Below are 25,733 nucleotides of genomic sequence, written 5' to 3' on the forward strand. Positions count from 1 at the left end.
CGGGAGGAGTGGTGGTAGAGTTTATTTCCGCGCTGCTCCACGGAGTCAGACGGAAAACCGATCCCCCGAGTATATGCTGAGGATGGTCGCGGACGCCGGTTTGACACGCAGGAAGCCAGCGGGTAAGTTTGAAAAGTTGCTCCGGAGCGATCCTGAACGTTGGTTTGGGTGGTGCCGGGTGTGTCTGTTGTTTGAGAACTCAATAGTGTGCCAAGTTTGTTGATACCGATTATGTATGTAATTGGTTGAATTTGCCGAATCGTGCCGCCCCTGTGGTGTGGTTTGGTGTTTTTAGCTGGTTTCAAATTTTGTGCAGCCTTTGTCGCCGTTATTTCCGGTGGTTTTGGTTGTGTCTGTTTGTTTTCAACGGAGAGTTTGATCCTGGCTCAGGATGAACGCTGGCGGCGTGCTTAACACATGCAAGTCGAACGATGATGCCAGCTTGCTGGTGGATTAGTGGCGAACGGGTGAGTAACACGTGAGTAACCTGCCCTTGACTCTGGGATAAGCCTGGGAAACTGGGTCTAATACCGGATATGACTGATCATCGCATGGTGGTTGGTGGAAAGCTTTTGTGGTTTTGGATGGACTCGCGGCCTATCAGCTTGTTGGTGGGGTAATGGCCTACCAAGGCGACGACGGGTAGCCGGCCTGAGAGGGTGACCGGCCACACTGGGACTGAGACACGGCCCAGACTCCTACGGGAGGCAGCAGTGGGGAATATTGCACAATGGGCGCAAGCCTGATGCAGCGACGCCGCGTGAGGGATGACGGCCTTCGGGTTGTAAACCTCTTTCAGTAGGGAAGAAGCGAAAGTGACGGTACCTGCAGAAGAAGCGCCGGCTAACTACGTGCCAGCAGCCGCGGTAATACGTAGGGCGCAAGCGTTATCCGGAATTATTGGGCGTAAAGAGCTCGTAGGCGGTTTGTCGCGTCTGCCGTGAAAGTCCGGGGCTCAACTCCGGATCTGCGGTGGGTACGGGCAGACTAGAGTGATGTAGGGGAGACTGGAATTCCTGGTGTAGCGGTGAAATGCGCAGATATCAGGAGGAACACCGATGGCGAAGGCAGGTCTCTGGGCATTAACTGACGCTGAGGAGCGAAAGCATGGGGAGCGAACAGGATTAGATACCCTGGTAGTCCATGCCGTAAACGTTGGGCACTAGGTGTGGGGGACATTCCACGTTTTCCGCGCCGTAGCTAACGCATTAAGTGCCCCGCCTGGGGAGTACGGCCGCAAGGCTAAAACTCAAAGGAATTGACGGGGGCCCGCACAAGCGGCGGAGCATGCGGATTAATTCGATGCAACGCGAAGAACCTTACCAAGGCTTGACATGAACCGGAAAGACCTGGAAACAGGTCCCCCACTTGTGGTCGGTTTACAGGTGGTGCATGGTTGTCGTCAGCTCGTGTCGTGAGATGTTGGGTTAAGTCCCGCAACGAGCGCAACCCTCGTTCTATGTTGCCAGCACGTGATGGTGGGGACTCATAGGAGACTGCCGGGGTCAACTCGGAGGAAGGTGGGGACGACGTCAAATCATCATGCCCCTTATGTCTTGGGCTTCACGCATGCTACAATGGCCGGTACAAAGGGTTGCGATACTGTGAGGTGGAGCTAATCCCAAAAAGCCGGTCTCAGTTCGGATTGGGGTCTGCAACTCGACCCCATGAAGTCGGAGTCGCTAGTAATCGCAGATCAGCAACGCTGCGGTGAATACGTTCCCGGGCCTTGTACACACCGCCCGTCAAGTCACGAAAGTTGGTAACACCCGAAGCCGGTGGCCTAACCCCTTGTGGGAGGGAGCTGTCGAAGGTGGGACTGGCGATTGGGACTAAGTCGTAACAAGGTAGCCGTACCGGAAGGTGCGGCTGGATCACCTCCTTTCTAAGGAGCGCCTACAACACCTGTCCTGGATGTATGTCCGGGTGTGGGGGTTGTCAGGAAGCAAGCCCGTTGCGCAGGCGATTGTCCTGCGGCGGGTGCTCATGGGTGGAATATCAACAAATAGCGGCCGTTGTGTTGTCGTGTCCTTCTCTAGTACGAATCCCACCTGGTGGTGGTTCTGGAACGGTGGGCGTGGTGATGTGGTGGTTTTCGTGTTTGGCACACTGTTGGGTCCTGAGGCAACAGGACCACGGGTTCGCTGTCTTCGCCTTTCGGGGTGTGGGTGGTGTTCTGGTGGGAGTGTTTGTTTCTGGTTTCCCTGCCATGACGGTCCACGCACGTGTGTGTGGGGTGTGTGGTGTGGGGTTGTTGTTTGAGAACTACATAGTGGACGCGAGCATCTTGTATAAGAAGCAATTTCCAAGATAAATGAACCTGGATCTGGTTCGTGTGCCTTTGGGTGCGCGGGACAGTTTTCATGGTTCTCTCGAGTGAGCTTGTTTTTGATCTTTGTGGTCAAGTTTTTAAGAGCACACGGTGGATGCCTTGGCATTAGGAGCCGAAGAAGGACGTAGGAATCTGCGATAAGCCTGGGGAGTCGATAACCGGACTGTGATCCCAGGGTGTCCGAATGGGGAAACCCCGCCAAGCGCGCGAGTGACTTGGTGACCCGTACCTGAACACATAGGGTGCGTGGGGGGAACGCGGGGAAGTGAAACATCTCAGTACCCGCAGGAAGAGAAAACAATAGTGATTCCGTTAGTAGTGGCGAGCGAACGCGGATCAGGCTAAACCGTTCCATGTGTGATAGCCGGCGGGCGTTGCATGGTCGGGGTTGTGGGACTTTCCATACCAGTTCTGCCGGGCTGGTGGGGTGTGATGTGCGCGCATAGGTGAACGGTTTTGAAAGGCCGGCCAGAGAGGGTGTTAGTCCCGTAACCGTAATGTGTTTGTACCGCCTGTGAGAGTATCCCAAGTAGTACGGGGCCCGAGAAATCCCGTGCGAATCTGTCAGGACCACCTGATAAGCCTAAATACTCCCTAATGACCGATAGCGGACCAGTACCGTGAGGGAAAGGTGAAAAGTACCCCGGGAGGGAGTGAAACAGTACCTGAAACCGTGTGCTTACAATCCGTCGGAGCCAGTCTGATTCTGGTGACGGCGTGCCTTTTGAAGAATGAGCCTGCGAGTTAGTGTTACGTCGCGAGGTTAACCCGTGTGGGGCAGCCGTAGCGAAAGCGAGTCTGAATAGGGCGTGTGAGTGGCGTGATCTAGACCCGAAGCGAAGTGATCTACCCATGGCCAGGTTGAAGCGACGGTAAGACGTCGTGGAGGACCGAACCCACTTCAGTTGAAAATGGAGGGGATGAGCTGTGGGTAGGGGTGAAAGGCCAATCAAACTTCGTGATAGCTGGTTCTCCCCGAAATGCATTTAGGTGCAGCGTTGCGTGTTTCTTGCTGGAGGTAGAGCTACTGGATGGCTAATGGGCCCTACAAGGTTACTGACGTCAGCCAAACTCCGAATGCCGGTAAGTGAGAGCGCAGCAGTGAGACTGTGGGGGATAAGCTTCATAGTCGAGAGGGAAACAGCCCAGACCACCAACTAAGGCCCCTAAGCGTGTGCTAAGTGGGAAAGGATGTGGAGTTGCCCAGACAACCAGGAGGTTGGCTTAGAAGCAGCCACCCTTAAAAGAGTGCGTAATAGCTCACTGGTCAAGTGATTCCGCGCCGACAATGTAGCGGGGCTCAAGTACACCGCCGAAGTTGTGGCATTCAGATATTTAGCTAAGCCCTTGTGGTTCAGGCGTCTGGATGGGTAGGGGAGCGTCGTGTGGGCGGTGAAGTCGCGGTGTAAACCAGCGGTGGAGCCTACACGAGTGAGAATGCAGGCATGAGTAGCGAAAGACGGGTGAGAAACCCGTCCGCCGAATGATCAAGGGTTCCAGGGTCAAGCTAATCTGCCCTGGGTAAGTCGGGACCTAAGGCGAGGCCGACAGGCGTAGTCGATGGACAACGGGTTGATATTCCCGTACCGGCGAAAAACCGTCCATGTTGAACAGGGGATACTAACCGCCCGAGACCTGCCCGACACCCCTTGTGGGTGAAGGGTTTTGGTGGAGCGCGGGACCTGATCCTGGGAGGCAAGCGTATTAACAGGTGTGACGCAGGAAGGTAGCCGAGCCGGGCGATGGTTGTCCCGGTCTAAGGATGTAGGGCGAGTGGTAGGCAAATCCGCCACTCATATGGCCTGAGATCTGATGGGACCCCCGTTTGGGGGATTTGGTGATCCTATGCTGCCGAGAAAAGCATCGACGCGAGGTTTTAGCCGCCCGTACCCCAAACCGACACAGGTGATCAGGTAGAGAATACTAAGGCGATCGAGAGAATTATGGTTAAGGAACTCGGCAAAATGCCCCCGTAACTTCGGGAGAAGGGGGGCCCCAACCTTGATCGGACTTCGCGTCCGGGAGGGGATCGGGGCCGCAGAGACCAGGGGGAAGCGACTGTTTACTAAAAACACAGGTCCGTGCGAAGTCGCAAGACGATGTATACGGACTGACTCCTGCCCGGTGCTGGAAGGTTAAGAGGACCGGTTAGCCTCACGGCGAAGCTGAGAATTTAAGCCCCAGTAAACGGCGGTGGTAACTATAACCATCCTAAGGTAGCGAAATTCCTTGTCGGGTAAGTTCCGACCTGCACGAATGGAGTAACGACTTCCCCGCTGTCTCAACCATAAACTCGGCGAAATTGCAGTACGAGTAAAGATGCTCGTTACGCGCAGCAGGACGGAAAGACCCCGAGACCTTTACTATAGTTTGGTATTGGTGTTCGGAGTGGCTTGTGTAGGATAGGTGGGAGACGTTGAAGCCCGGACGCCAGTTCGGGTGGAGTCATCGTTGAAATACCACTCTGGTCACTTTGGACATCTAACTTCGGCCCGTAATCCGGGTCAGGGACAGTGCCTGATGGGTAGTTTAACTGGGGCGGTTGCCTCCTAAAAAGTAACGGAGGCGCCCAAAGGTTCCCTCAGCCTGGTTGGCAATCAGGTGTCGAGTGTAAGTGCACAAGGGAGCTTGACTGTGAGAGAGACATCTCGAGCAGGGACGAAAGTCGGGACTAGTGATCCGGCGGTACATTGTGGAATGGCCGTCGCTCAACGGATAAAAGGTACCTCGGGGATAACAGGCTGATCTTGCCCAAGAGTCCATATCGACGGCATGGTTTGGCACCTCGATGTCGGCTCGTCGCATCCTGGGGCTGGAGTAGGTCCCAAGGGTTGGGCTGTTCGCCCATTAAAGCGGTACGCGAGCTGGGTTTAGAACGTCGTGAGACAGTTCGGTCCCTATCCGCTGCGCGCGCAGGAAATTTGAGAAGGGCTGTCCTTAGTACGAGAGGACCGGGACGGACGAACCTCTGGTGTGTCAGTTGTACTGCCAAGTGCACCGCTGATTAGCTACGTTCGGATGGGATAACCGCTGAAAGCATCTAAGCGGGAAGCTCGCTTCAAGATGAGATTTCCATACACATTATGTGTGAGAGGCCCCCAGCCAGACCACTGGGTTGATAGGCCGGATGTGGAAGCGAGGACTAACGACTCGTGAAGCTGACCGGTACTAATAGGCCAATAACTTACACCACACAGATACATACAAAATTCTGCTTGCGTCCACTATGTGGTTCCCAACCAACAACCCCCAACACACGGGGCACGGTAGGAACCAACATAACTACATACAACACCACATGTTGTAACCACAGATTTCCCACACCACCCCCCACACGGGTTGGTGACGGGTAGAAGGGTTACGGCGGTCATAGCGTGGGGGAAACGCCCGGTCCCATTCCGAACCCGGAAGCTAAGACCCACAGCGCCGATGGTACTGCACCCGGGAGGGTGTGGGAGAGTAGGTCACCGCCGGACATACATTACGAAGGGCCCTGACAAGGAATGTCAGGGCCCTTCGACTTTAACCTCCAGACCGATGCCGCCGGACGGCCGGATGTCCGCGGGTAGGATTGACCCTCATGAGCAGCATCTTCAGCCACGCACAGGACCCCTCCCAAGACGACGGCCGGCAGGCTTCGGATCCCCTGGAGCCCGTGGTGAACACCGTCCTAGTCCCGGGTCCCGTGGCCCGGGCTTTCGCAGGCTTCACCGACCACGCCCACCTGTGGTGGCCCTTGGAACGGCACGGTGTCTATGGGGCCGGTTCCTATGTGGAGTTCGAGGAGAACCTCATCCTTGAGACGGCTGACGATGGGCGCACCAGCATCTGGGGTACCCTCGATGACTGGCAGCCGCCGCTGTCCTTCCATGCCTCCTGGCACCCCGGAACCACGGCGCTGTGGTCCACTGAGCTCCTGGTGGTGTTCCGCGCCGTTGAGGCGGAAACGGAGGTCCGTGTCTTCCACGAAGGGTGGGAAGGGGCTGAGGACCCCGTTGCCGCGCGCGATGCCTATGTGGAAGCGTGGCCGTTGATCCTGGAACGGTTTGCCCGGTTCATGGGTGCCGGCGACTCAACGGACGCCGCACCTTCCGAAGTCCTGTCCTAGGCCGTCCGCGCGGCCGGGTCCCCAGGCACGGCGGTGCTGTGCCGGATCACGAATTCCGTCGGGTATTCCTGGTCCTGTGCTGCCGTAGCTGCCGGACCGCCGTCGGGATTCCTGCCGGCGCCATCCAGCAGGGCCAAAGCAGTGGCGGCCGCCAGCTTTCCCTGGCCCCGCGGATCCTGGCTCACGGTGGTCAGCCCGAAGGTCTCTGCCAGCTCGTGCCCGTCAATGCCCACCACGGAGAGATCCTCCGGAATCCGAAGACCAAAGTCGCGCGCGGCAAGTATGACGCCCACCGCCATCTCATCGGAGGCGGCAAAAACTGCCGTGGGCCGTTCCGTGGGTGTTCCCAGCAGCCGGCGGCCTGCCGCGTAAGCGCCCTGGATGGTGAAGTCGGCAGTGGCATGCCACTCCGGCCGCAGTCCCAGCCCTGCTGCGGCCATTGCCGCCGAAAAGCCCTTTTGCCGGAGCTGCGGAAGCTTGAAGTCCCGGTTCAGCCCCGCATCCCCGGTGATATGCGCAATCCGGGTATGTCCCAGCCCAATCAGGTGGCTGGTGGCCATCATCGCCAGGCCCTCGTCGTCGATCCTGATGGTCGAGGCCCCGGGCAGGGCACCTCCGATCCCCACGATGGGACGGTGCACGGCCAGCAGCTGCCGGATCTCTTCCTCGCTGAGCACCAGCGCCACGGCGATTACAGCATCCAGGCGTTTCCGCAGCAGGAAGTCGGTCAGGATGCTGTTGCGCCGCTCCGGCTGTTCACCCACGTTGTAAAGCGTCAGGTCATAGCCGGCATCGAGCAGGGTTTCGGAAACGCCTTCCAGTACCGAGGAGAAGTACCAGCGCTGGACGCTGGGCACCACCAGCCCGATGTTGTGGTTCCGCCCTGATGCGAGGCTTGACGCGTGGTAGGACGGAACGAACCCGAGTTCCCGGGCCGCTTCCTGGGCCAGGCGGCGGCTCTTGGAGGAGACGTTGGACTTGCCGCTCAGTGCCCGCGAGACGGTGGCCACGGACAGGCCGGCCCGGCTGGCAACTTCTTTGATGCCTGCCACGGTCAGAGGGCTGCTGCGGCGTCCGGTCCAAGCTGTATCCACGCGGTCTCACCGGAGGCAAGGGCGCGTCCCGCACCTGCGGGCAGGCTGCGGATCAGGACATGTCCCGCAGGCATTTCCAGCGGCTCGTGGTTCAGGTTCATAACCACCAGCGTAGTGCCGTTCAGGTAGCCCAGTGAGTAGCCGGTGCACCAGTCCTCGGCCCAGGACAAGGACCCCCTGCCCAGGTCCAGTTCCCGCCGGCAGGCCAGGGCGTCGCGGTACAGGGACAGGTGCGACGACGGTGATTCCGCCTGCAGGTCCCTCGCCAGCGCCTTGAACGAGGCAGGAATAGGCAGCCAGGGGTGGCTGCCTGAGCCAAACCCCAGATGCGGGTCCTCGCCACGCCAGGGCAGCGGCACACGGCAGCCGTCACGGCCCAGCCGCTGGCCGCCGGTGCGGGCGAACGTGGGGTCCTGGCGGAGGTGGTCAGGAATGTCGGTGCCGTCCGGCAACCCGAGCTCTTCGCCCTGGTACAGGTACGCGGCGCCCGGGAGTCCCAGCATGAACATCGAAGCAGCGGCCGCGCGGCGGCGGCCAAGATCATGGTCCGGCTGGTGATCTGCCGGGCCAATGCCGTCGCCGTCCCGCGGACCGAGCCCGTTGTACCCGAAACGGCTGGCGTGGCGGACCACGTCATGGTTCGAAAGTACCCAGGTGCTGGGGGCACCTACTCCGTCAAGGACTGTCAGGGAATCGGTGATGACGGAGCGGAGGCGGTAGACGTCCAGGCCCGCGTGGAGGTACGGGAAGTTGAACGCCTGGTGCATTTCGTCGGGCCGGACCCAGTGAGCCAGCCGGTGCAGGTCCACGCTGGCCTCGGCGCACAGGATCCGGTCGGGTCCGTATTCGTCCAGGATCAGCCGCCATCTGCGGTATATGTCGTGGACAGCGGGCTGGCCGAACATGGGTGCTTCATGGCCCGGATACCCGTCGCTGCTGCCACCGTCGGCGCGGCCGCCCCATTCGGGCAGCCCCGGGGCCTTGACCAGGGCATGGGCAACGTCCACCCGGAAACCTGACACACCGCGGTCCAGCCAGAAACGGAGCACGCGTTCGAACTCCGCGTGAACGGCGGGGTTGTCCCAGTTGAAGTCCGGCTGCGAGGAATCGAAGAGGTGCAGGTACCACTGACCGGGCCGGCCGTCCGTTCCTGCTACCCGGGTCCAGGCTGGTCCGCCGAAGTGGGACTGCCAGTTGTTGGGCGGTTCCTGCCCGTCGGGGCCGGTCCCGTCCCGGAAGATGAACATGTCCCGCTCCGGGCTTCCGGCCGGCGCCGCAAGGGCTGCCTGGAACGCCGGGTGCTGGTCCGAGCAGTGGTTGGGCACCAGGTCCACGATGACCCGCAGGCCCAGGCGGTGGGATTCGGCCATCATGACGTCGAAGTCGGCCAGCGTACCGAAGACCGGGTCCACGTCGCAGTAGTCGCTGACGTCATAGCCGGCGTCACGCTGGGGGGAACGGTAGAAGGGCGAGAGCCAGACTGCATCGACCCCCAGATCTGCGAGATGCGGCAGTTCCTCCGTGATTCCCGCCAGGTCGCCAATGCCGTCGCCATTCAGGTCACGGAAGGACCGGGGGTAGACCTGGTAGATCACTGCGGACCGCCACCAGCCCGGAGCGGTGTCAGCAGCATGGATGAGCGTCAGGGGACCGGCACAAACGGAAGTGTCCTGGGTCACAGTTTCGACAGACATGGAAGCCAGCATAGCTGCGGCGCACCGATTAACTGAAAACGCTTCCATATTGTTTCGCTGTGGCCAGGAGACAGTGCCCAAGCGTCCGCCGCCATGGAACTGGAAACGATTGCACCGTCGGGGAACCGGGCTTCCGCCGGCAGCGCACCTAAACTGGGAAGGTATGTCCGACGACGGGTGGAGGCTTTGTGGGAAGCATCGTTGACGAGCTGGAAGCCATCCTGGCGCCGGGCCAGGTGGACACGGGCGAGGTCGCGCTCCGCCGGTACGCCGTAGACCAGGCGCCCGTGATCGACTTCCAGCTTCCGCTGGCCGTGGTGTTTCCCGAATCAGTGGCGGACGTGCAGGCAGTGGTGAAGGCCTGCCTGGGCAGCGGGGTGGCGATCGTACCCCGGGGCGCAGGCACGGGTGTATCCGGCGGTGCCCACGCCACCACCAACTGCATCATCCTCTCCCTGGAGCGGATGGACCGGATCCTCGCCCTGAATCCGGACGATGAAACAGCCATGGTGGAGCCCGGAGTGGTCAACGCCGTCCTGAACGAAGCCGCCGCGGAGCATGGCCTCATGTACGCGCCGGACCCTGCCAGCTTCCGGAGCTCCACGATCGGTGGCAACGTTGCCACCAACGCCGGGGGTCTGCGATGTGCCAAGTACGGGGTCACCAGGGACTCAATCCTGGCACTGGACGTCGTCCTGGCCGACGGCTCCCTGATCCACGCCGGCCACCAAACCTTCAAGGGCGTGGCGGGCTATGACCTCACCGGCCTCTTCGTGGGATCCGAGGGCACCCTGGGCATCGTCGTCGGAATCACCGTGCGGCTGAAGTACCTGCCCCGGGAAGTGCACACCGTTGCTGCGTTCTACCCGGACTTCAGGCGTGCCGCCGCAGGCGTCCTGGCGGTGGGAAGGGCCCGCGTCCAGCCCGCCATCATGGAACTGCTCGACGGCGGTACGCTGGCCCAGCTCGACGACATTCATGGCTCAGACCTCACCGCACGCGGCAGATCCCTGCTGCTGATCCAGACAGACGGGTTTGGGGCTGCCGCGGAAGCCGACGTGGTGCGGGAGGTCCTGCGCGAAGGCGGGGCCACCGTCACCACCGAGGCCAGCGCAGAAGCCGAGCGGCTGGTGGAGCTGAGGCGGCACAGCAGGGGCACCGAGGTGGACGACGAGTACCGGGTGGGCGAAGACGTTGCCGTTCCGCGGTCCCGCCTGGTGGACTACGTTGCAGCGCTCGAGGCCATGGCCGCCGCCCAGCAGGTGCATCTCAAAGTGGTGGCCCATGCCGGCGACGGCAACCTGCACCCCACATTCTGGATCGACCGGCAGGGGCCGGACGTGGAAGCCGGCGCCATGGAGCGGCTCCAGGTGGCCCTGGACGAGTCCATCACCGCCGCCCTGGCAATGGGCGGCACCATTACTGGCGAGCACGGCGTGGGCCAGTACAAGCTGCGGTGGCTTGGCCAGGAACAGCCGGAGCCCATCCGGGAGCTCCAGCGCAGGATCAAGGAGCTGTTCGATCCTGCCGGCATCCTCAACCCTGGCAAGGCGATCTAGGCCTTAGTCGTCCGAATCCGGATATTCGTCGTCAGATTCATCTGCACCATAGCGGGACTCCTCGTTTTCCACCTCGAGGATCTTCAGCAGTTCGGTGTCCGGGTTGAGCATGATCGCGGCCTCGTCCCGCCGGTGCCGGAGGATCGAGTCGATGTAGGACTGCACGGCTTCTGCCAGCGGAATGTGGCGCTCCTGCTTCTCGGACATGTACCACCGGTGCTCCAGGACCTCGTGCACCACCTCGGCGTGCTCGAGCTTGCCGGAGAGGTCCCGGGGGATGGATCGCACGATCGGCTCGAAAATCTGGCTGACCCAGAGGTGGGCGCTGTATTCCTCGTCCATTTCCGGGTTGTTGTCCGCCCGGAATGAGTCCATGTCATTGAGGAGGCGGCGGGCCTGGTTCTCCTGCGCATCCAGGCCGGTGAGCCGCAGCAGCCGCCGCTGGTGGTGTCCCGCGTCCACCACCTTGGGCTGCAGCTGGATGGTGGAGCCGTTCTGGGTGGTCTTGATGGCATATTCCTCGACGTCGAAGCCGAGTTCGTTCAGGCGCCGGATGCGGGCGCCCACCCGCCAGCGTTCGCCCAGCTCAAAGGATTCCTTCTCGGTCAGCTCAGCCCACAGCCGCCGGTAGCTGTCCATGATCAGCTCGCTGGTGGCCACGGGGTCCACCTTCTCCTCGATGAGGCCGCCGTCCAGCAGGTCCATCAGCTCGCCGGCGATGTTGACCCGGGCAATTTCAAGGTCGTATTCGCGCTGCCCCGTGGAGAGGTCGGGGTAGAGCTCGCCTGTTTCGGCGTCCACCAGGTACGCGGCGAAGGCGCCGGCGTCGCGGCGGAACAGTGTGTTGGACAGTGAGACGTCGCCCCAGTAGAAGCCGATGAGGTGCAGCCGCACCAGCAGCAGGGCCTGCGCGTCGATGAGGCGGGTGAGGGTGTCCTTGCGCAGCATCTGGGAAAAGAGGGCGCGGTAGGGCATGGAGAATTTCAGGTGCCGCGTCACAAGGACAGGGTTGAGCGGGCGTCCGTCGGGGGTGGTGCGCCCGGTGATCACCGCAACCGGCTCCACGCACGGCACATCGAAGCGGGCAAGCTTGCGGAGCATGTGGTATTCATGCCGGGCCACGTGCTCGGAGGTTTCCTTGATGGCGATGACCGAGCCGCCCAGGTGGGCAAAGCGCACAATGTGCCGGGAGATGCCGCGGGGGAGTGCCGCGAGGTATTGCGCGGGCCACTCCTCGAGGGCGATATGCCACGGCAGGTCCAGCAGTTCGGGATCTGCCGCGGCCGCGGTGATATTCAGCGACGAGGCTACCGAGGCTGCCTTGTTGTCATCGGCGCTCGCTGCCACGAACCGCGGCAGTTTGCCGATCTGCGCGTAGTCGGTGGGTTCGTCGTGCCACTGGGCGCTGTATTCCTCGGTCATGGGTCAATTCTTCCGTACTCGGGGCAGGGCGGCTAAATTTCGCGCAGGCATCGGGTTAAAGGCCGACGGCGGCCCGCACCGTTTGCGAAAAGGGTGCGGACCGCCGCCGGTCAAGCGGAGGTTGGGCCAGGCCGAACCTCCGGAGCCAAGGAATCAGTCGCCGAGGCGCAGGCCGGTTTTGGTGTCGAACAGGTGAACGTGGCCCGACTGGGGACGGACGTAGATGACCTCGCCCTTCATCGGAGGACGGCGGCCATCGACGCGGGCCACGATGTCGTGGTCCTTGCCGTCAAGGTTGGTGTGGCCGTAGACGTAGGCGTCGGCGCCGAGTTCTTCGACCACGTCCACCTCCACCTTCAGGCCCTCGCCCTGCGGCGCGGTTTCCAGGTCCTCCGGACGGCTGCCCAGCGTGACCGTGGAGCCGTGCGCCTCTTCGAGGACGTCGCGCGGCACGGGGTAAACAGTGCCGCCGAACTGGACGCCGCCGTCGACCACGGGAAGCTCCAGCAGGTTCATGGCGGGGGAGCCGATGAAGCCGGCAACGAAGACGTTCTTGGGGCGGTCGTAGAGGTTGCGCGGGGTGTCGACCTGCTGCAGCAGGCCGTCCTTCAGCACGGCGACGCGGTCGCCCATGGTCATGGCCTCAACCTGGTCGTGCGTCACGTAGACGGTGGTGACGCCGAGGCGGCGGGTCAGGGACGCGATCTGGGTGCGGGTCTGGACGCGAAGCTTGGCGTCCAGGTTGGACAGCGGCTCGTCCATGAGGAAGACCTGAGGGTTACGGACGATGGCGCGGCCCATGGCAACGCGCTGGCGCTGGCCGCCGGAGAGTGCCTTCGGCTTGCGGTCCAGGTACTGCTCAAGGTCAAGGAGCTTTGCGGCTTCACGGACGCGCTCGGCGCGCTCTTCCTTGGAGACGCCGGCGATCTTCAGGGCAAAGCCCATGTTGTCGGCCACAGTCATGTGCGGGTACAGCGCGTAGTTCTGGAAAACCATCGCGATGTCGCGGTCCTTCGGCGGAACATCGGTAACGTCACGGTCACCGATCAGGATGCGGCCGGCGTTGACGTCCTCAAGGCCTGCGAGCATGCGCAGGGAGGTGGACTTGCCGCAACCGGAGGGTCCCACGAGGACCAGGAATTCGCCATCGGCGATGTCGATGTTGAGCTTATCGACGGCGGGCTTATCTGTGCCCGGGTACAGACGCGTAGCGTTATCAAAAGTAACTGTAGCCACAGTTATCAATCCCTTCACCGGCAGGTACGTGCCGGACGATCCGTTGTGAATGGTTCATGTTTATTCAGTTTTGTTCCTGCAAAGTGCTCCGAGCCTGAGCCCGGAGCACAAAATGACGCCGCACGCTGGTTGTGCGCCACATCACACACAGAGTATGCCAGAGGTTGCGCTTCCTTGCGAAAATGTTACGAACGTCACATGTGCCGCTGGCCACGTCCTACCCGGACGCGGCCTGCGGATCCTCCTCGGCAACCGCGATGCTCCGCTCCTGGAGCAGGGCCTCCAGCAGTTCCGCAATGTGGACGGGAGCCTCCACCCGGTATTGGGCCTGGGTGAAATCAAGACCTACCTTGACCCCCACGTCGCCCGGTTCGAGCCGGCCAAAAGCGTCCTCGTCCGTGACGTCGTCGCCGGCGAACAACACGGCAGTGGCCCCCGTTGCCTGCCGCAGGAAGGTCACACCTTCGCCCTTGGAAGCATTGACAACCGAAGTCTCCAGGACGCGTTTGCCTTCCTTCAAGAAGACTCCCTTGCGGTCCTGGAGCACCGACCGTGCTGCCGCCACTGCATCTTCTGCCACGTCGTCCTCCGCCTGGCGGGTATGCAGGACGACGCCGGCAGGCTTGTCCTCCAGGGAGGTGCCGGGCGCCTCGGCGACGATGCCGGCCAACTCGGCGCGGACCTCTTCAAGGAGCGCCTTCTGGTCCTCTTCAAGGGCCAGTTCGGTGGAGCCCGGCCCCAGCCATGCCTCGGCGCCGTGGCTGCCGATCAGCAGCGTGTCGACCGGCGGGGAGGCGACCTCCCGCAGGCTGGCGAGGGCACGTCCGGAGATGAGGGCCGTCGTCGTCCGTGGCAGCACGGCGAGCCCCGCGAACGCTGCGACCGACCGCGGAAGCGGCCGCGCATCCTGTGCCCGGCCCACGATGGGCGCCATGGTGCCATCAAAATCCATGGCCACGAGCAGGTGCTCGGTGCCGGCGATCCGGCGCAGGGCCTCCCGCAGTTCAGGGGAGAGCGCCAGCGGCGCCTTGGTGCGGCGGCCTTCAGGAGTCATCGCGGACCACCTTTTCATTCAGCGCGCGCAGGAAGTCCGCGGACCAGTGGTCCACGTCGTGGTCCAGGATCTGCTTGCGCATGGCCCTCATTCGGCGCGATGCTTCCCGCGGGGTCAGCTCGACGGCAGTCATGATGGTGTTCTTCAGGCCGGCGATGTCGTGCGGATTGATCAGCAGCGCCTGCTTCAGCTGGTCGGCCGCCCCGGCGAACTCGCTCAGGACCAGGGCGCCGTCATTGTTGTTGCGCGCGGTGACATATTCCTTGGCCACGAGATTCATCCCGTCCCGCAGGGCGGTGACCAGCATGACGTCCGCGGCCAGGTACAGCGCCACCATCTCCTCGACGGGGTAGCTGTGGTGCAGATAGCGGACGGCGGTGTTTTCGAGGGTGTCGTAGGTGCCGTTGATGTGTCCAACGGTTCCTTCCACCTCTTCGCGCAGGAGCCGGTACTGTTCCACGCGTTCCCGGCTGGGGGAGGCAACCTGGATGAGGGTCGCGTCGCCCACCGTGAGCCTGCCGTCCGCCAGGAGTTCCTCGAAGGCCTTCAGCCGGTGGCGGATGCCCTTGGTGTAATCCAGCCGGTCCACGCCGAGCAGGATGGTCTTGGGGTTGCCAAGGTCCTGCCGGATCTGCCGGGCGCGTTCAATGATGTCCGGCCTGGCAGCGAGCTCGGTGATCTGCTTGACGTCGATGGAGATGGGGAAGGCCTGCGCCCGCGCGATGTGGGTCAGCTGACCGTTGTGGTCCTTGACGTGCACCTGCTGCTGCTTGACGCTGGCACCCAGGAAACGGCGCGCGGAGCGCATGAAGTTTCCGGCGTCGCTGGGCCGCTGGAAGCCCACCAGGTCGGCGCCCAGCAGGCCGTCGATGATGGCCTGGCGCCAGGGAAGCTGGGCAAAGATTTCAGGCGGCGGGAACGGGATGTGGTTAAAGAAGCCGATCCTGAGGTCCGGCCGTGCTTCACGGAGCAGCCGGGGCACCAGCTGCAGCTGGTAGTCCTGCACCCACACGGTGGCCCCCTGGTCCGCATGGCGCACCACGGCGTCGGCGAACCTGCGGTTGACCCGACGGTAGGCGTCCCACCAGGTGCGGTGGAACTCCGGCGGGGCGATGACGTCGTGGTACAGCGGCCAAAGGCTGGCGTTGGAAAACCCTTCGTAGTACAGCTCCACGTCATCGGTGCTGAGCTGTACTGGAACGAGGTCCATGCCGCCGTGGCTGAAGGGCTCGACCGTTTCGTCGGGGGCTCCGTGCCAGCCAACCCAGGCGCCGTCGGTCTTGGTCATCATCGGCGCGAGGGCGGTCACCAGCCCTCCGGGCGACCGGCGCCAGCCGGAGCCGTCATCGCTGTCGTCCCCCGGCGCCACGCGGTCGACGGGCAGCCTGTTGGAGACCACCATGAAGTCGTACTTGGTATGGCCGGCGTGGCCGGAACCGGAACTGCCGGCCGTAGCTGTTCCGGCTGTTTTTTCCTGGACGGGTGTTTGCATTGCGGCCCCCTGGGGTTGCTTGTGCCTCTAAGCCACCCTAGCCGGACGGAATCATCGGGGCTATTCGTCCGTTGGTCAACCCGAAAGAATGGTTGAAACCGCAAGCTCTCAGCTTTCTCCCCTAAAATGTTGGGGTGCCACCAAGTGGTCCCCCTACGTCGACCGACCCAAGGAACTCATGAGCCCCGCAAACGAAGTACGTAAGTCCAAGGCTGAGCGAACCGCCGAGGCGCGGGAAAAGGCGCGCCTGATCCGCGAAGCGCAGGTAAAGAAGGACAAGCGCAACAAGCTGCTGATCGGCTGGGGCATCGTGGCAGCGGTCGTGGCCATCCTGGTGGTGGTGGCCCTGGTGGTCACCAACAGCCTCAAGCAAAACGCGCCGGTTGCGGACCAGGGACCCGTTCCGGCCAATGCCAACGCCCACGGCGGCGTGACCCTGCTGGCCAACACGGGCGTGGCCAAGACTGAAGCGGCAACTGTTGACGCGGCTTCCCTGGGGGATGCCCCGAAGACTCCGCCCGCCGAGGTTGTGGCTCCGGGCGCCGGGGCGGAGGCCGGCAAGCCGGTGAAGGTTGTCCTCTACATCGACTTCATCTGCCCCGTCTGCAAGAACTTCGAGGCCCAGTACAACGACCAGCTCACCTCGCTGCGCAATGACGGCAAGATCACGGTGGAATACCGTGCCCTCGGCTTCCTGGACAGCCGGTCAACCACCAACTACTCGTCCCGCGCCGCCAACGCCGCGGCCTGCGTGGTCAACGCGTCACCGGAGAAGTACTCCGACTTCGTCAACGCGCTGTTTGCCAAGCAGCCGGCGGAGGGCAGCGCAGGCCTCTCGGACAACGACCTGAAGAAGATGGCATCCGACATGGGCGTCAACATCGACTCCTGCGTGGATGACAAGACCTACCGCCCGTTCGTGAAGTTCACCACCAAGGAAGCAGCGGCCATCGGCGTGACCGGTACGCCCACGGTGTTCGTGGACGGCAAGCAGTGGGGCAAGGGGGACAGCGCCCAGACGCCGTTCCCGGACTTCCTGCAGGCAGCCATCACGGCTAAGGGCTAAGGACCAGCAGCCCGGGCAGGGGCCCGCTCCGGATCGTCTCCGGGGCGGGCCCCTGCCGCGTCCAGCGGCGGTTCCGGCGCGTTTTTACGCCCGGCGGGAGTTGGGCTAACCTTATCTAGCGCCTTCCCGGCGCACGCCCCCAGGGGCGCGCCTCCTTAGCTCAGTTGGCCAGAGCACCGCTCTTGTAAAGCGGGGGTCGTCGGTTCGAATCCGACAGGGGGCTCCACACCACCTCCGGGTCTAAGCTGGATCCATCCGAATAATCAGCCTGCTGACTAAAGGAGGATGGGTGCCATGCCCAAGACCGGCAAGAACGACCATGCCCGCAAGGACGAGCTTCCCTCGACCCTGCAGCGTTCTGACCAGAAGGCCCAGGACACGTTCGCGAAGACCTATGATTCCGCCCTCGAGTCCTACGACCAGGACGAAGAGCGCGCCGCCCGCGCAGCCTACGCCTCACTGAAGCACAGCTATGAGAAGGTGGGCGACCACTGGGAGCCCAAGGAAAAGCGCGGCCCCTCTGACAAGCGCGCGGAGCAGGGCATCCGATCGTCCGAACCCACCGCCGGCGGCGTCGATGCCAACGCCTCAAAGGAGCACCTCTACAAGCTCGCCAAGGAATTGGACGTCAAGGGCCGCTCGAAGATGGACAAGGACCAGCTGGTCCACGCTCTCCAGAAGGCCAACGACGCCGCTACCCGCAAAGCCCGCAGCAAATAGCCTGTGCTCTTGCCGTCCCGCCGTCCCAAGGTGTCGAATCAGAGGACACGTCCGGTCCGGTCGGCAATGATGCCAGGAGGTTCCAATGTCGGTGAAGAGCACCAGGGAGTCAGCGCGGGCGGCGGGCGGCAGGAACGGGCCTGATTCGAAGCGGGCCGACCAGGCCGCCGGCATCGCGGCGCAGGACCCGGCCCGGATCCGGAACGTGGCCTTGGTGGGGCACTCCGGTGCCGGGAAGACCATGCTGATCGAGGCCCTGCTCGCAGCCAACGGCATGATCACCCGCAAGGGCTCCATTGCGGACGGGTCCACGGTCAGCGACTCGGATCCGGCCGCGGTCCACCAGCAACGCTCGGTCACGGTCTCCTTGGTGCCGCTGATGGTCGACGACGTCAAAGTGAACCTCCTGGACACCCCCGGCTACCCGGACTTCATCGGCGAGCTGAGGGCCGGGCTTAGGGCCTCGGATGCCGCCCTTTTTGTGGTCTCCGCCGTGGACGGCATCGACGCAACCACCACCGCGCTCTGGGCCGAGTGCGGGCACATGATGCTGCCGCGCGCCGTCGTGATCACCCGGCTGGACCATCCGCGGGCAAATTACGACGGCGCCCTGGCCGCCTGCCGTAAGGCGTTCGGCGACGGCGTCCTGCCGCTGTGCGTCCCGGTGCCGGCAGGGGGTGCGGCCACCGGCCTCCTGGGCCTGTTGTCCCAGGAAGTGACGGACTACTCCTCCGGAGACCCATCACCCGATGTCCGCCCCGCGGCCCCCGGGGAACTTGCAGCCGCCGGCGCCGCGCGGGGTGCCCTGATCGAGGGCATCATCGCCGAAAGCGAAGACGAGACGCTGATGGACCGCTACCTGGAAGGGGAGGATATCGATACCGCAGTGCTGGCGGCCGACCTGGAAACCGCCGTCGCCCGCGGCTCGTTCTTCCCCGTCCTGCCCACGTCCGCCGTCACCGGCCTCGGCACGGCGGAGCTGCTCGATGTGCTGGTGCGCGCCTTCCCGGCACCGCCGGAACGCAGCCTGCCGGACACGACCGACCTTGCAGGGGAACCGGCTGGAAGGCTGGCATGCGACCCCTCGGGGCCGCTCGCCGCCGAGGTGGTGCGCACTTCCAACGATCCCTTCCTGGGACGCATCTGCCTGGTGCGCGTCTTCTCCGGGACGCTGCAGGAGGACACGCCTGTCCACGTGGCCGGCCACGGCCTCGCTGACCGCGGGCACCAGGACCATGACACCGACGAACGCGTCACCCATATCTACTCGCCGCTGGGCGCCAGCCTGCGCCCCGTTCCCTACTGCGTGGCCGGGGACATGTGCGCACTGGCGAAGCTGGGCAGCGCGGAAACCGGGGACACCATTTCCACCCGGGAAAGCCCGCTGCTGCTGGCCACGTGGGAGATGCCCGAACCGTTGCTGCCGGTTGCCGTGGAAGCGGATTCCCGCAGCGACGAGGACGCCCTGGCCCGCAGCCTGGGCCGGATCGCAGCCGGGGATCCCACCCTGCGGGTGGAACGGAACGCCGAAACGCACCAGCTGGTGCTGTGGTGCATGGGTGAGGCGCACGCCGAGGTGGTCCTGGACCGGCTGCGGGAACAGGGCGTCAAGCTGCACACCGTGGACGTGGTGACACCGCTGCGGGAAACCTTCGCTGCCCCCGCCACCGGCCACGGACGCCACGTCAAACAGTCCGGCGGGCACGGCCAGTACGCCGTGTGCGACATCCAGGTTGAACCGCTGGACCGCGGCGGCGGGTTCGAATTCGTGGACAAGACGGTGGGCGGCGTCATCCCGGGAACGTTCATCCCGTCCATCGAAAAAGGAGTCCGGGCCCAAATGGACAGGGGAGTGTCTGCGGGTTTTCCCGTGGTGGATCTGCGGGTGACGCTGACCGGCGGGAAGGCCCACAGCGTGGATTCCTCCGACGCGGCATTCCAGGCGGCGGGGGCCCTTGCCCTGCGCGAGGCGGCGGCCGCGGGAAAGATCCAGCTCCTGGAGCCGGTGTCCTCCGTGTCCATCACCGTTGCCGACGAACATGTGGGCAGCGTGATGAGCGATTTGTCCGGCCGGCGCGGACGCCTCACCGGCACCACCTCCTCCGGCGAAGGGCTGACGGAGATCAGCGCCGAAGTCCCGGACCAGGAACTCCTGCGGTATGCAGTGGAACTGCGGGCCCTGACGGCAGGTACGGGCCGGTTCCGCCGGCAGTACCTGCGGCACGACCCCGTTCCCCCCAACTTCAGCCCGTCCTGATCCGCCCGGCCAGGAACAGCCCGAAGAGAACGGCCGCCGGTGAATGCCGCAGCACGCAAGATCCAGAACGTCTACCTGACGCTGACGTTGGGAAACACCCTTGCGGCCTCGTTCATTTGGGGCATCAACACGCTCTTCCTGCTCGATGCCGGGCTCACCAACCTGGAAGCCTTCGCGGCCAACGCCTTCTTCACCGCAGGGATGGTTCTCTTCGAGGTGCCCACCGGGGTGGTGGCCGACAGCTGGGGACGCCGCACGTCCTTCCTGCTGGGCACCGTGACGCTGGCCGGGTCCACCTACCTTTACTACCTGCTGTGGCAGTTGTCGGCTCCGTTCTGGTGGTGGGCAGCGGTGTCTGCACTGTTGGGCCTTGGCTTCACCTTCTTCTCGGGGGCCGTGGAAGCCTGGCTGGTGGACGCCCTCCACTTTTCCGGCTACGACGGCGGACTCGAAGCCGTCCTGGGCCGGGGCCAGATGGTTTCCGGCATCGCCATGCTGGCCGGATCAGTAGCGGGCGGGGTCATTGCCCAGGCCACCAACCTGGGCGTGCCGTTCCTGCTGCGCGTCGCGGTGCTGGTGGCGATGTTCGCTGTTGCCTTCCTGCTCATGCACGACGTCGGCTTCACCCCCGAGCGGTCGGCGCACCCCCTGCAGGCCACCCGCGCAGTGCTGCAGGCCTCGCTGGACGGCGGACTGAAGAACCCTCCGGTGCGGTTCATGATGCTGGCCGCGCCGTTCACGGAGGGCGTGGGATTCTACGTTTTTTACGCCCTCCAGCCCTACCTGCTGCAGCTCTTCGGTGATCCGAGGGCCTACGCTATCGCAGGCCTGGCAGCAGCCATCGTTGCAGGTGCGGATATCGTGGGCGGCTGGCTTGCCCCGCTGGTCCGGAAGCTGGTCCGCCGGCGCACCACGGTACTGATCGCCTCCACCATCACCAGCTCAGCGGTCCTGGTGGTGCTCCTGGCCACCCACATCTTCTGGCTGGCCCTGGTGCTCCTGGCGCTCTGGGCGGTGGTTGCCTCCGCCGGCACCCCCGTGCGCCAGGCGTACCTCAACGACATGATCCCCTCGAAGCAGCGGGCCACCGTCCTGAGCTTTGCCTCGCTCATGGGGTCCAGCGGGGGAGTGGTGGTGCAGCCGCTGCTCGGCAGGACCGCGGACCTCTACGGCTACCCGGCGTCGCTGGCCCTGGGCGGCGCGGTGCAGTTGCTGGCGGCCCCGTTCATCGTGCTGAGCCGCCGCCGGCGCTCGCCTGCCGATGTTGCCGCAGGCCTGGCTGCCCCCTGAGCAGTTGCCCCTCATCGCCGCGGCCGCACGCAGGAAGACCCCCGTTGCCAGGACTCAGTCCGGGGCAACGGGGGCCAACAGGTGCACGGTTGCGGTTTTTCCTACTTGATGCCTGCCTCCACCGTTTCGCTGGCGGCCGGCGCCGGCTTCTCTGCTGCCGGCGGAGGGCTGGTCTTGAGCTTGAAGCGCTTGCCAATGTCGCCGCCGCCACCGCTGCGGTTCTTGTTGAAGATGTCGAAACCGACCGCGACAAGGAGCACCAGGCCCTTGATGAGCTGCTGGTAGTCGGTGCCCAGGCCCAGGATGGACATGCCGTTGTTCAGCACGCCCATGATGAGGCCACCGATCATGGCTCCCGCCACCGTACCGATGCCGCCGGTGACCGCGGCGCCGCCAATGAAGGCTGCGGCGATGGAATCGAGTTCGAAGCCGGTTCCGCCGGCGGGCTGTGCGGAGTTGAGCCGGGCGGTGAAGACAAGGCCGGCCAGCGCGGAGAGCACGCCCATGTTAACGAAGAGCCGGAATGTGACGGCCTTGGTCTTGATGCCCGACAGCTCAGCCGCATGGAGGTTGCCGCCGATGGCGTACGTGTGCCGGCCGAAGACGCTGTTGTTCATGAGGGCCGTGTACGCGATGACCAGCGCGGCCAGGACCACCAGGACGATCGGCGTGCCGCGGTAGGACGCCAGCAGGAAGGTGATGACGAGCATGAGCAGCGACGTGAAGGTGGTCTTGATGACAAACCAGACCAGGGGCTCGCTTTCGAGGTCGAACTTCCGGCGGATCCTGCGCTCCTTGAAAGCCTGGATCAGCAGGGCCGCCGTTGCGCCGACGCCCAGGATGACGGTAAGCCATTCCAGTACCGAGGTACCACCGGTGAGATCGGGGAGGAAGCCGCCGCCGAGGGCACGGAGTTCGGCGGGGAAGGGGGTGATCTGCTGGTTCTTCAGGGTGATGAGCGTCAGCCCGCGGAAGATCAGCATGCCGGCCAGGGTGACGATGAAGGCCGGGATCCCCACATAGGCGATCCAGTAGCCCTGCCAGGCACCCACCAGGGCGCCGACCAGCAGGCAGGCAGGGATGGCGGCCCACCACGGCCAGCCCCAGTGCACGATCATGACGCCGGCCACGGCGCCGATGAACCCGGCCACCGACCCCACGGAAAGGTCGATGTGACCGGCGATGATCACCATCACCATGCCGATGGCCAGGATGAGGATGTAGCTGTTCTGGACCACCAGGTTGGTGACGTTCTGCGGTTCCAGCAGGATCCCGCCCGTCAGGCCCTGGAACAGCAGGACGATCAGGATCAGGGCAACGAAGATGCCAACCTGGCGGAGGCGGCTGGTGAGGAATCCGAGCGATTCTCGTAGGGCGGACATTTCGCTATTCCTTCTCTTTGGTCATGTAGTGCATCAGGGTCTCCTGGGTGGCCTCGGCGATGGGCACCTCACCTGTGATGTGCCCGGCAGCGAGGGTGTAGATGCGGTCGCAGATGCCCAGGAGTTCGGGAAGTTCCGAGGAAATCACGATGACGGCTTTTCCTTCGGCCGCGAGTTTGGCGATGATCGTGTAGATCTCGTATTTGGCCCCGACATCGATTCCGCGGGTGGGTTCATCGAGGATGAGCACGTCCGGGTCGGAGAACATCCATTTGCTCAGCACCACCTTCTGCTGGTTTCCACCGGACAGTTTCCCGGTGATGGCGGCCACCGACGGGGCTTTGATGTTCATGCTCCTGCGGTAGCCGTTGGCCACCACGGTCTCCTGGTTCTTGTCCACGAAGCCGCGCTTGGCAAGCTTGCGCAGTGCTGCCAGGGAAATGTTCCGCTTGATGTCCTCGATGAGGTTCAGCCCGTAGTGCTTCCGGTCCTCAGTGGCGTAGGCGATGCCGTGCCTGATGGCGTCGGACACCGTTGCGGTGTTGATTTCCTCGCCGTACTTGTAGACCTTGCCGGAGGTGGCGGTGCCGTAGGTGCGGCCGAAGACGCTCATGGCAAGTTCGGTGCGCCCGGCGCCCATGAGGCCGGCAAGCCCCACCACCTCACCCTTCCTGACGTGCAGGTTGGCGTTGTTGACCACCATGCGGCTGTGGTCCTGGGGGTGGCGCACGGACCAGTCCTCGATCCGCAGGACTTCCTCGCCGATCCGCGGCTCGCGGTCCGGATACAGGCTCTCCAAGTCCCGGCCCACCATGCCGCGGATGATCCGCTCCTGGGTGATCTGGCCTTCGTCGAGCCGCAGGGTCTCGATGGTCTTGCCGTCCCGGATGATGGTGACGGCGTCCGCCACCTTGCGGATCTCATTGAGTTTGTGGCTGATGATGATGCTGGTGACGCCCTGGCCCTTCAGGTGGAGGATCAGGTCCAGCAGGTGGCCGGAATCCTCGTCATTGAGGGCGGCCGTGGGCTCGTCCAGGATCAGCAGCTTCACTTCCTTGGACAACGCCTTGGCGATTTCCACCAGTTGCTGCTTGCCCACGCTGATGTGCTGCACGGGGGTGACCGGGTTCTCGTCCAGGCCGACACGGGCCAGCAGCCGGGCTGCCTCCAGGTTGGTCTTGCGCCAGTCCACCCACCCGTTGGTGGCCTGTTCGTTGCCCAGGTAGATGTTCTCGGCGATGGACAGGTACGGGCTCAGGGCCAGTTCCTGGTGGATGATGACGATCCCGCGCTTCTCGCTGTCAGAGATGCTGGAAAAGTTGCAGGGTTCGTTCTCGAAGAGGATCTCCCCGTCGAAGCTGTTGTGCGGATAGACGCCGGACAACACTTTCATGAGCGTTGATTTGCCGGCTCCGTTTTCACCGCAGATGGCGTGGACCTCTCCACGGTTCACATCCAGGGTGACGTCCTGGAGGGCTTTTACGCCCGGGAACGTCTTGGTGATTCCTCGCATTTGAAGAATGGGTGTGTTCATCGTCAATTCCCACTGACTGGTCGAAGCTGGGCCTTCCTGCTGCTGCAGGCGGCGGCGGGAGGGGGCTGTGGCCGGACTCGCGGCCCGGCCACGGCCCCCGGACGCTGACTACTTGACGTCGGCGTCGGTGTAGTAACCCGAGTCGATCAGTTCCTTCTTGTAGTTGTCCTTGGTGATGATCACGGACTTCAGCAGGAAGGCCGGGACAACCTTGACCTTGTTGTTGTAGGTCTTGGTGTCATTGGTTTCCGGTTCCTGGCCCTTGAGGACAGCATCAACCATCTTGACGGCCTGTGCGCCGAGCTGGCGGGTGTCCTTGAAGATGGTGGAGTACTGCTCGCCGGCGATGATGGACTTGACGGAACCCTTCTCGGCGTCCTGGCCGGTTACCACGGGCAGGGTTCCCTTGGCGTAGCCGCCGGTGCTGGTGAGGGCCGAGATGATGCCGATGGAGAGGCCGTCATACGGGGACAGCACACCGTTCAGCTTGGTGCCGGAGCTGTAGGCGGAGGTGATGATGTCCTCCATGCGCTTCTGGGCCACGGGGGCCTGCCAGCGAAGGATGGCTGCCTGCTCAAACTTGGTCTGGCCGCTGGGGACCTTCAGGGTGCCGGCATCCAGGTACGGCTTGAGCGTGTCCATGGCGCCGGTCCAGAAGAAGTTGGCGTTGTTGTCGTCGGGGCTGCCGGCGAAAAGCTCGATGTTGAAGGGGCCCTTGCCGTCCACTTTCTTGCCGCTGGCGTCGACCAGGCCCAGCCCGGTCAGCAGCGAGGTGGCCTGCTGGACACCCACCGTGTAGTTGTCGAACGTGGTGTAGTAGTCGACGTTGGGCGTGCCGTTGATGAGGCGGTCGTACGCGATGACCTTGACGTTCTGCTCCTTGGCCTTGGCCAGGACGTCAGTCAGGGTGGTGCCGTCAATGGCGGCGATGATCAGGGCCTTGGCGCCCTTGGTCAGCATGTTTTCGATCTGCGACACCTGGGTGGGGATGTCGTCATTGGCGAACTGGAGGTCCGTCTTGTAGCCGAGGTCCTTCAGGGACTTCTCCACGTTGGCGCCGTCAGCGATCCACCGTTCGGACGTCTGCGTGGGCATCGAAATGCCTACCAGTGAATCGCTGGGCTTGGCGGCACCGCTGGATTCGCTGGCCCCGCCGCGGGAGCCGCAACCTGTGGCGCCCACCGTCAGGGCGAGGACAAGGGCCACCGCGCCCATCAGTTTTTTGATTCTCACCATTTTCTCCTTCCGCGGCAGCACTGCCGCGAAGTGTTGGTGGACCAGGCAGCACCAGTGCTCCCGGGTCCTGGCCACATTGTTGATGTGTCGGTTCAATATAGACCGGTTTGTGAACGCTAACAAGAGTGGCGGGCAGGAATTTAGGAAACTTTTCGGCTTCATTGACTTCTTCGTTGTTAGCGTTCACACTTGCTGCAGCACGTAGCTACACCCTGACCCCTACAAACCCGGTAATGAGGCCCCTGCCTCCCGGACGG

At 63.4% G+C, this 25,733-nt stretch carries 15 protein-coding genes, 1 tRNA gene and 3 rRNA genes; 10 read left to right on the forward strand and 9 right to left on the reverse strand.

All coding sequences use genetic code 11. The features are described from left to right. The first annotated feature begins 363 nt into the window (after positions 1 to 363). From VIK36_RS04315 to VIK36_RS04330, 4 genes are all read left to right on the forward strand, one after another. Positions 364 to 1,885, forward strand: a 16S ribosomal RNA gene (locus VIK36_RS04315). 514 nt (positions 1,886 to 2,399) lie between these two features. Further along, positions 2,400 to 5,525 (forward strand): 23S ribosomal RNA (locus VIK36_RS04320). 166 nt (positions 5,526 to 5,691) lie between these two features. Further along, positions 5,692 to 5,808: ribosomal RNA gene (gene rrf, locus VIK36_RS04325) — 5S ribosomal RNA — on the forward strand. The 16S, 23S and 5S rRNA genes sit together here, the layout of an rRNA operon. 104 nt (positions 5,809 to 5,912) lie before the next feature. Continuing rightward, positions 5,913 to 6,440, forward strand: coding sequence for a hypothetical protein (locus tag VIK36_RS04330; RefSeq protein WP_324644214.1), 528 nt, complete (start codon positions 5,913 to 5,915; stop codon positions 6,438 to 6,440). Here the strand turns inward: VIK36_RS04330 and VIK36_RS04335 are convergent. Together VIK36_RS04335 and VIK36_RS04340 are read right to left on the reverse strand one after the other, a co-directional pair. Further along, positions 6,437 to 7,492: a LacI family DNA-binding transcriptional regulator gene (locus tag VIK36_RS04335; protein ID WP_255174472.1), complete on the reverse strand. Its 1,056-nt coding sequence runs from the start codon at positions 7,490 to 7,492 to the stop codon at positions 6,437 to 6,439. The two genes, VIK36_RS04330 and VIK36_RS04335, sit on opposite strands and share 4 nt — an antisense overlap. Positions 7,493 to 7,494: 2 nt before the next feature. Then, positions 7,495 to 9,228, reverse strand: coding sequence for a glycoside hydrolase family 13 protein (locus VIK36_RS04340; RefSeq protein ID WP_255174473.1), 1,734 nt, complete (start codon positions 9,226 to 9,228; stop codon positions 7,495 to 7,497). Positions 9,229 to 9,416: 188 nt separating this feature from the next. On the opposite strand from VIK36_RS04340, the gene VIK36_RS04345 reads away from it, so the two are divergent. Continuing rightward, positions 9,417 to 10,787, forward strand: a complete 1,371-nt coding sequence (locus tag VIK36_RS04345) for an FAD-binding oxidoreductase (RefSeq protein ID WP_324644215.1) — start codon at positions 9,417 to 9,419, stop codon at positions 10,785 to 10,787. A gap of 3 nt (positions 10,788 to 10,790) precedes the next feature. Here VIK36_RS04345 and VIK36_RS04350 read toward each other — a convergent pair whose 3' ends face one another. From VIK36_RS04350 to VIK36_RS04365, 4 genes are all read right to left on the reverse strand, one after another. Then, on the reverse strand, positions 10,791 to 12,209 hold the full coding sequence (locus tag VIK36_RS04350) for a DUF4032 domain-containing protein (RefSeq protein ID WP_141158077.1): 1,419 nt from the start codon (positions 12,207 to 12,209) through the stop codon (positions 10,791 to 10,793). A gap of 153 nt (positions 12,210 to 12,362) precedes the next feature. Beyond that, positions 12,363 to 13,445 (reverse strand): ABC transporter ATP-binding protein, encoded by a 1,083-nt coding sequence (locus tag VIK36_RS04355; RefSeq protein ID WP_159632896.1) that lies wholly within the window; start codon positions 13,443 to 13,445, stop codon positions 12,363 to 12,365. A gap of 217 nt (positions 13,446 to 13,662) precedes the next feature. Next, entirely contained in the window at positions 13,663 to 14,499 is an 837-nt protein-coding gene (otsB, locus tag VIK36_RS04360; RefSeq protein WP_324644216.1) for a trehalose-phosphatase, read from the reverse strand. After that, a complete protein-coding gene (locus VIK36_RS04365; protein ID WP_324644217.1) occupies positions 14,489 to 15,991 on the reverse strand; it encodes a trehalose-6-phosphate synthase in 1,503 nt (500 codons plus the stop codon). The genes otsB and VIK36_RS04365 overlap by 11 nt, the downstream gene beginning before the upstream one ends. A gap of 178 nt (positions 15,992 to 16,169) precedes the next feature. On the opposite strand from VIK36_RS04365, the gene VIK36_RS04370 reads away from it, so the two are divergent. The 5 genes from VIK36_RS04370 to VIK36_RS04390 all read left to right on the forward strand — a co-directional run bounded on the left by VIK36_RS04370 (position 16,170) and on the right by VIK36_RS04390 (position 21,324). Next, complete coding sequence (locus VIK36_RS04370; RefSeq protein ID WP_255174475.1) at positions 16,170 to 17,057, forward strand: DsbA family protein; 888 nt, start codon at positions 16,170 to 16,172, stop codon at positions 17,055 to 17,057. 149 nt (positions 17,058 to 17,206) lie between these two features. Next, positions 17,207 to 17,283 (forward strand) — tRNA-Thr (locus VIK36_RS04375). Between the two features lie 68 nt (positions 17,284 to 17,351). Then, positions 17,352 to 17,777: a ChaB family protein gene (locus VIK36_RS04380; RefSeq protein ID WP_324644218.1), complete on the forward strand. Its 426-nt coding sequence runs from the start codon at positions 17,352 to 17,354 to the stop codon at positions 17,775 to 17,777. An 85-nt stretch (positions 17,778 to 17,862) separates the two neighbouring features. Further along, complete coding sequence (locus VIK36_RS04385) at positions 17,863 to 20,034, forward strand: elongation factor G-like protein EF-G2 (protein ID WP_255174477.1); 2,172 nt, start codon at positions 17,863 to 17,865, stop codon at positions 20,032 to 20,034. Positions 20,035 to 20,073: 39 nt separating this feature from the next. Further along, positions 20,074 to 21,324 carry an MFS transporter gene (locus tag VIK36_RS04390; protein WP_255174478.1) on the forward strand — a complete coding sequence of 417 codons (1,251 nt, stop codon included), beginning with the start codon at positions 20,074 to 20,076 and terminating at the stop codon, positions 21,322 to 21,324. 101 nt (positions 21,325 to 21,425) lie between these two features. Here VIK36_RS04390 and mmsB read toward each other — a convergent pair whose 3' ends face one another. From mmsB to chvE, 3 genes are all read right to left on the reverse strand, one after another. Next, a complete protein-coding gene (gene mmsB / locus VIK36_RS04395; protein ID WP_324644220.1) occupies positions 21,426 to 22,706 on the reverse strand; it encodes a multiple monosaccharide ABC transporter permease in 1,281 nt (426 codons plus the stop codon). Between the two features lie 4 nt (positions 22,707 to 22,710). After that, entirely contained in the window at positions 22,711 to 24,240 is a 1,530-nt protein-coding gene (gene mmsA, locus VIK36_RS04400; RefSeq protein ID WP_324644221.1) for a multiple monosaccharide ABC transporter ATP-binding protein, read from the reverse strand. 108 nt (positions 24,241 to 24,348) lie between these two features. Beyond that, complete coding sequence (chvE, locus tag VIK36_RS04405; RefSeq protein WP_255174481.1) at positions 24,349 to 25,476, reverse strand: multiple monosaccharide ABC transporter substrate-binding protein; 1,128 nt, start codon at positions 25,474 to 25,476, stop codon at positions 24,349 to 24,351. Positions 25,477 to 25,733: the final 257 nt, after the last annotated feature.

Origin of the sequence: Pseudarthrobacter sp. LT1, assembly GCF_035621795.1 — a bacterium.
GTDB lineage: Bacteria > Actinomycetota > Actinomycetes > Actinomycetales > Micrococcaceae > Arthrobacter.

Coding starts and splice junctions, on each gene's coding strand:
- VIK36_RS04350 (WP_141158077.1), bottom strand. CDS start 12,209: ATGACCGAGGAATACAGCGCCCAGTGGCACGACGAACCCACCGACTAC.
- VIK36_RS04380 (WP_324644218.1), top strand. CDS start 17,352: ATGCCCAAGACCGGCAAGAACGACCATGCCCGCAAGGACGAGCTTCCC.
- VIK36_RS04385 (WP_255174477.1), top strand. CDS start 17,863: ATGTCGGTGAAGAGCACCAGGGAGTCAGCGCGGGCGGCGGGCGGCAGG.
- mmsB (WP_324644220.1), bottom strand. CDS start 22,706: ATGTCCGCCCTACGAGAATCGCTCGGATTCCTCACCAGCCGCCTCCGC.
- VIK36_RS04340 (WP_255174473.1), bottom strand. CDS start 9,228: ATGTCTGTCGAAACTGTGACCCAGGACACTTCCGTTTGTGCCGGTCCC.
- mmsA (WP_324644221.1), bottom strand. CDS start 24,240: ATGAACACACCCATTCTTCAAATGCGAGGAATCACCAAGACGTTCCCG.
- otsB (WP_324644216.1), bottom strand. CDS start 14,499: ATGACTCCTGAAGGCCGCCGCACCAAGGCGCCGCTGGCGCTCTCCCCT.
- VIK36_RS04330 (WP_324644214.1), top strand. CDS start 5,913: ATGAGCAGCATCTTCAGCCACGCACAGGACCCCTCCCAAGACGACGGC.
- chvE (WP_255174481.1), bottom strand. CDS start 25,476: ATGGTGAGAATCAAAAAACTGATGGGCGCGGTGGCCCTTGTCCTCGCC.
- VIK36_RS04370 (WP_255174475.1), top strand. CDS start 16,170: ATGAGCCCCGCAAACGAAGTACGTAAGTCCAAGGCTGAGCGAACCGCC.
- VIK36_RS04365 (WP_324644217.1), bottom strand. CDS start 15,991: ATGCAAACACCCGTCCAGGAAAAAACAGCCGGAACAGCTACGGCCGGC.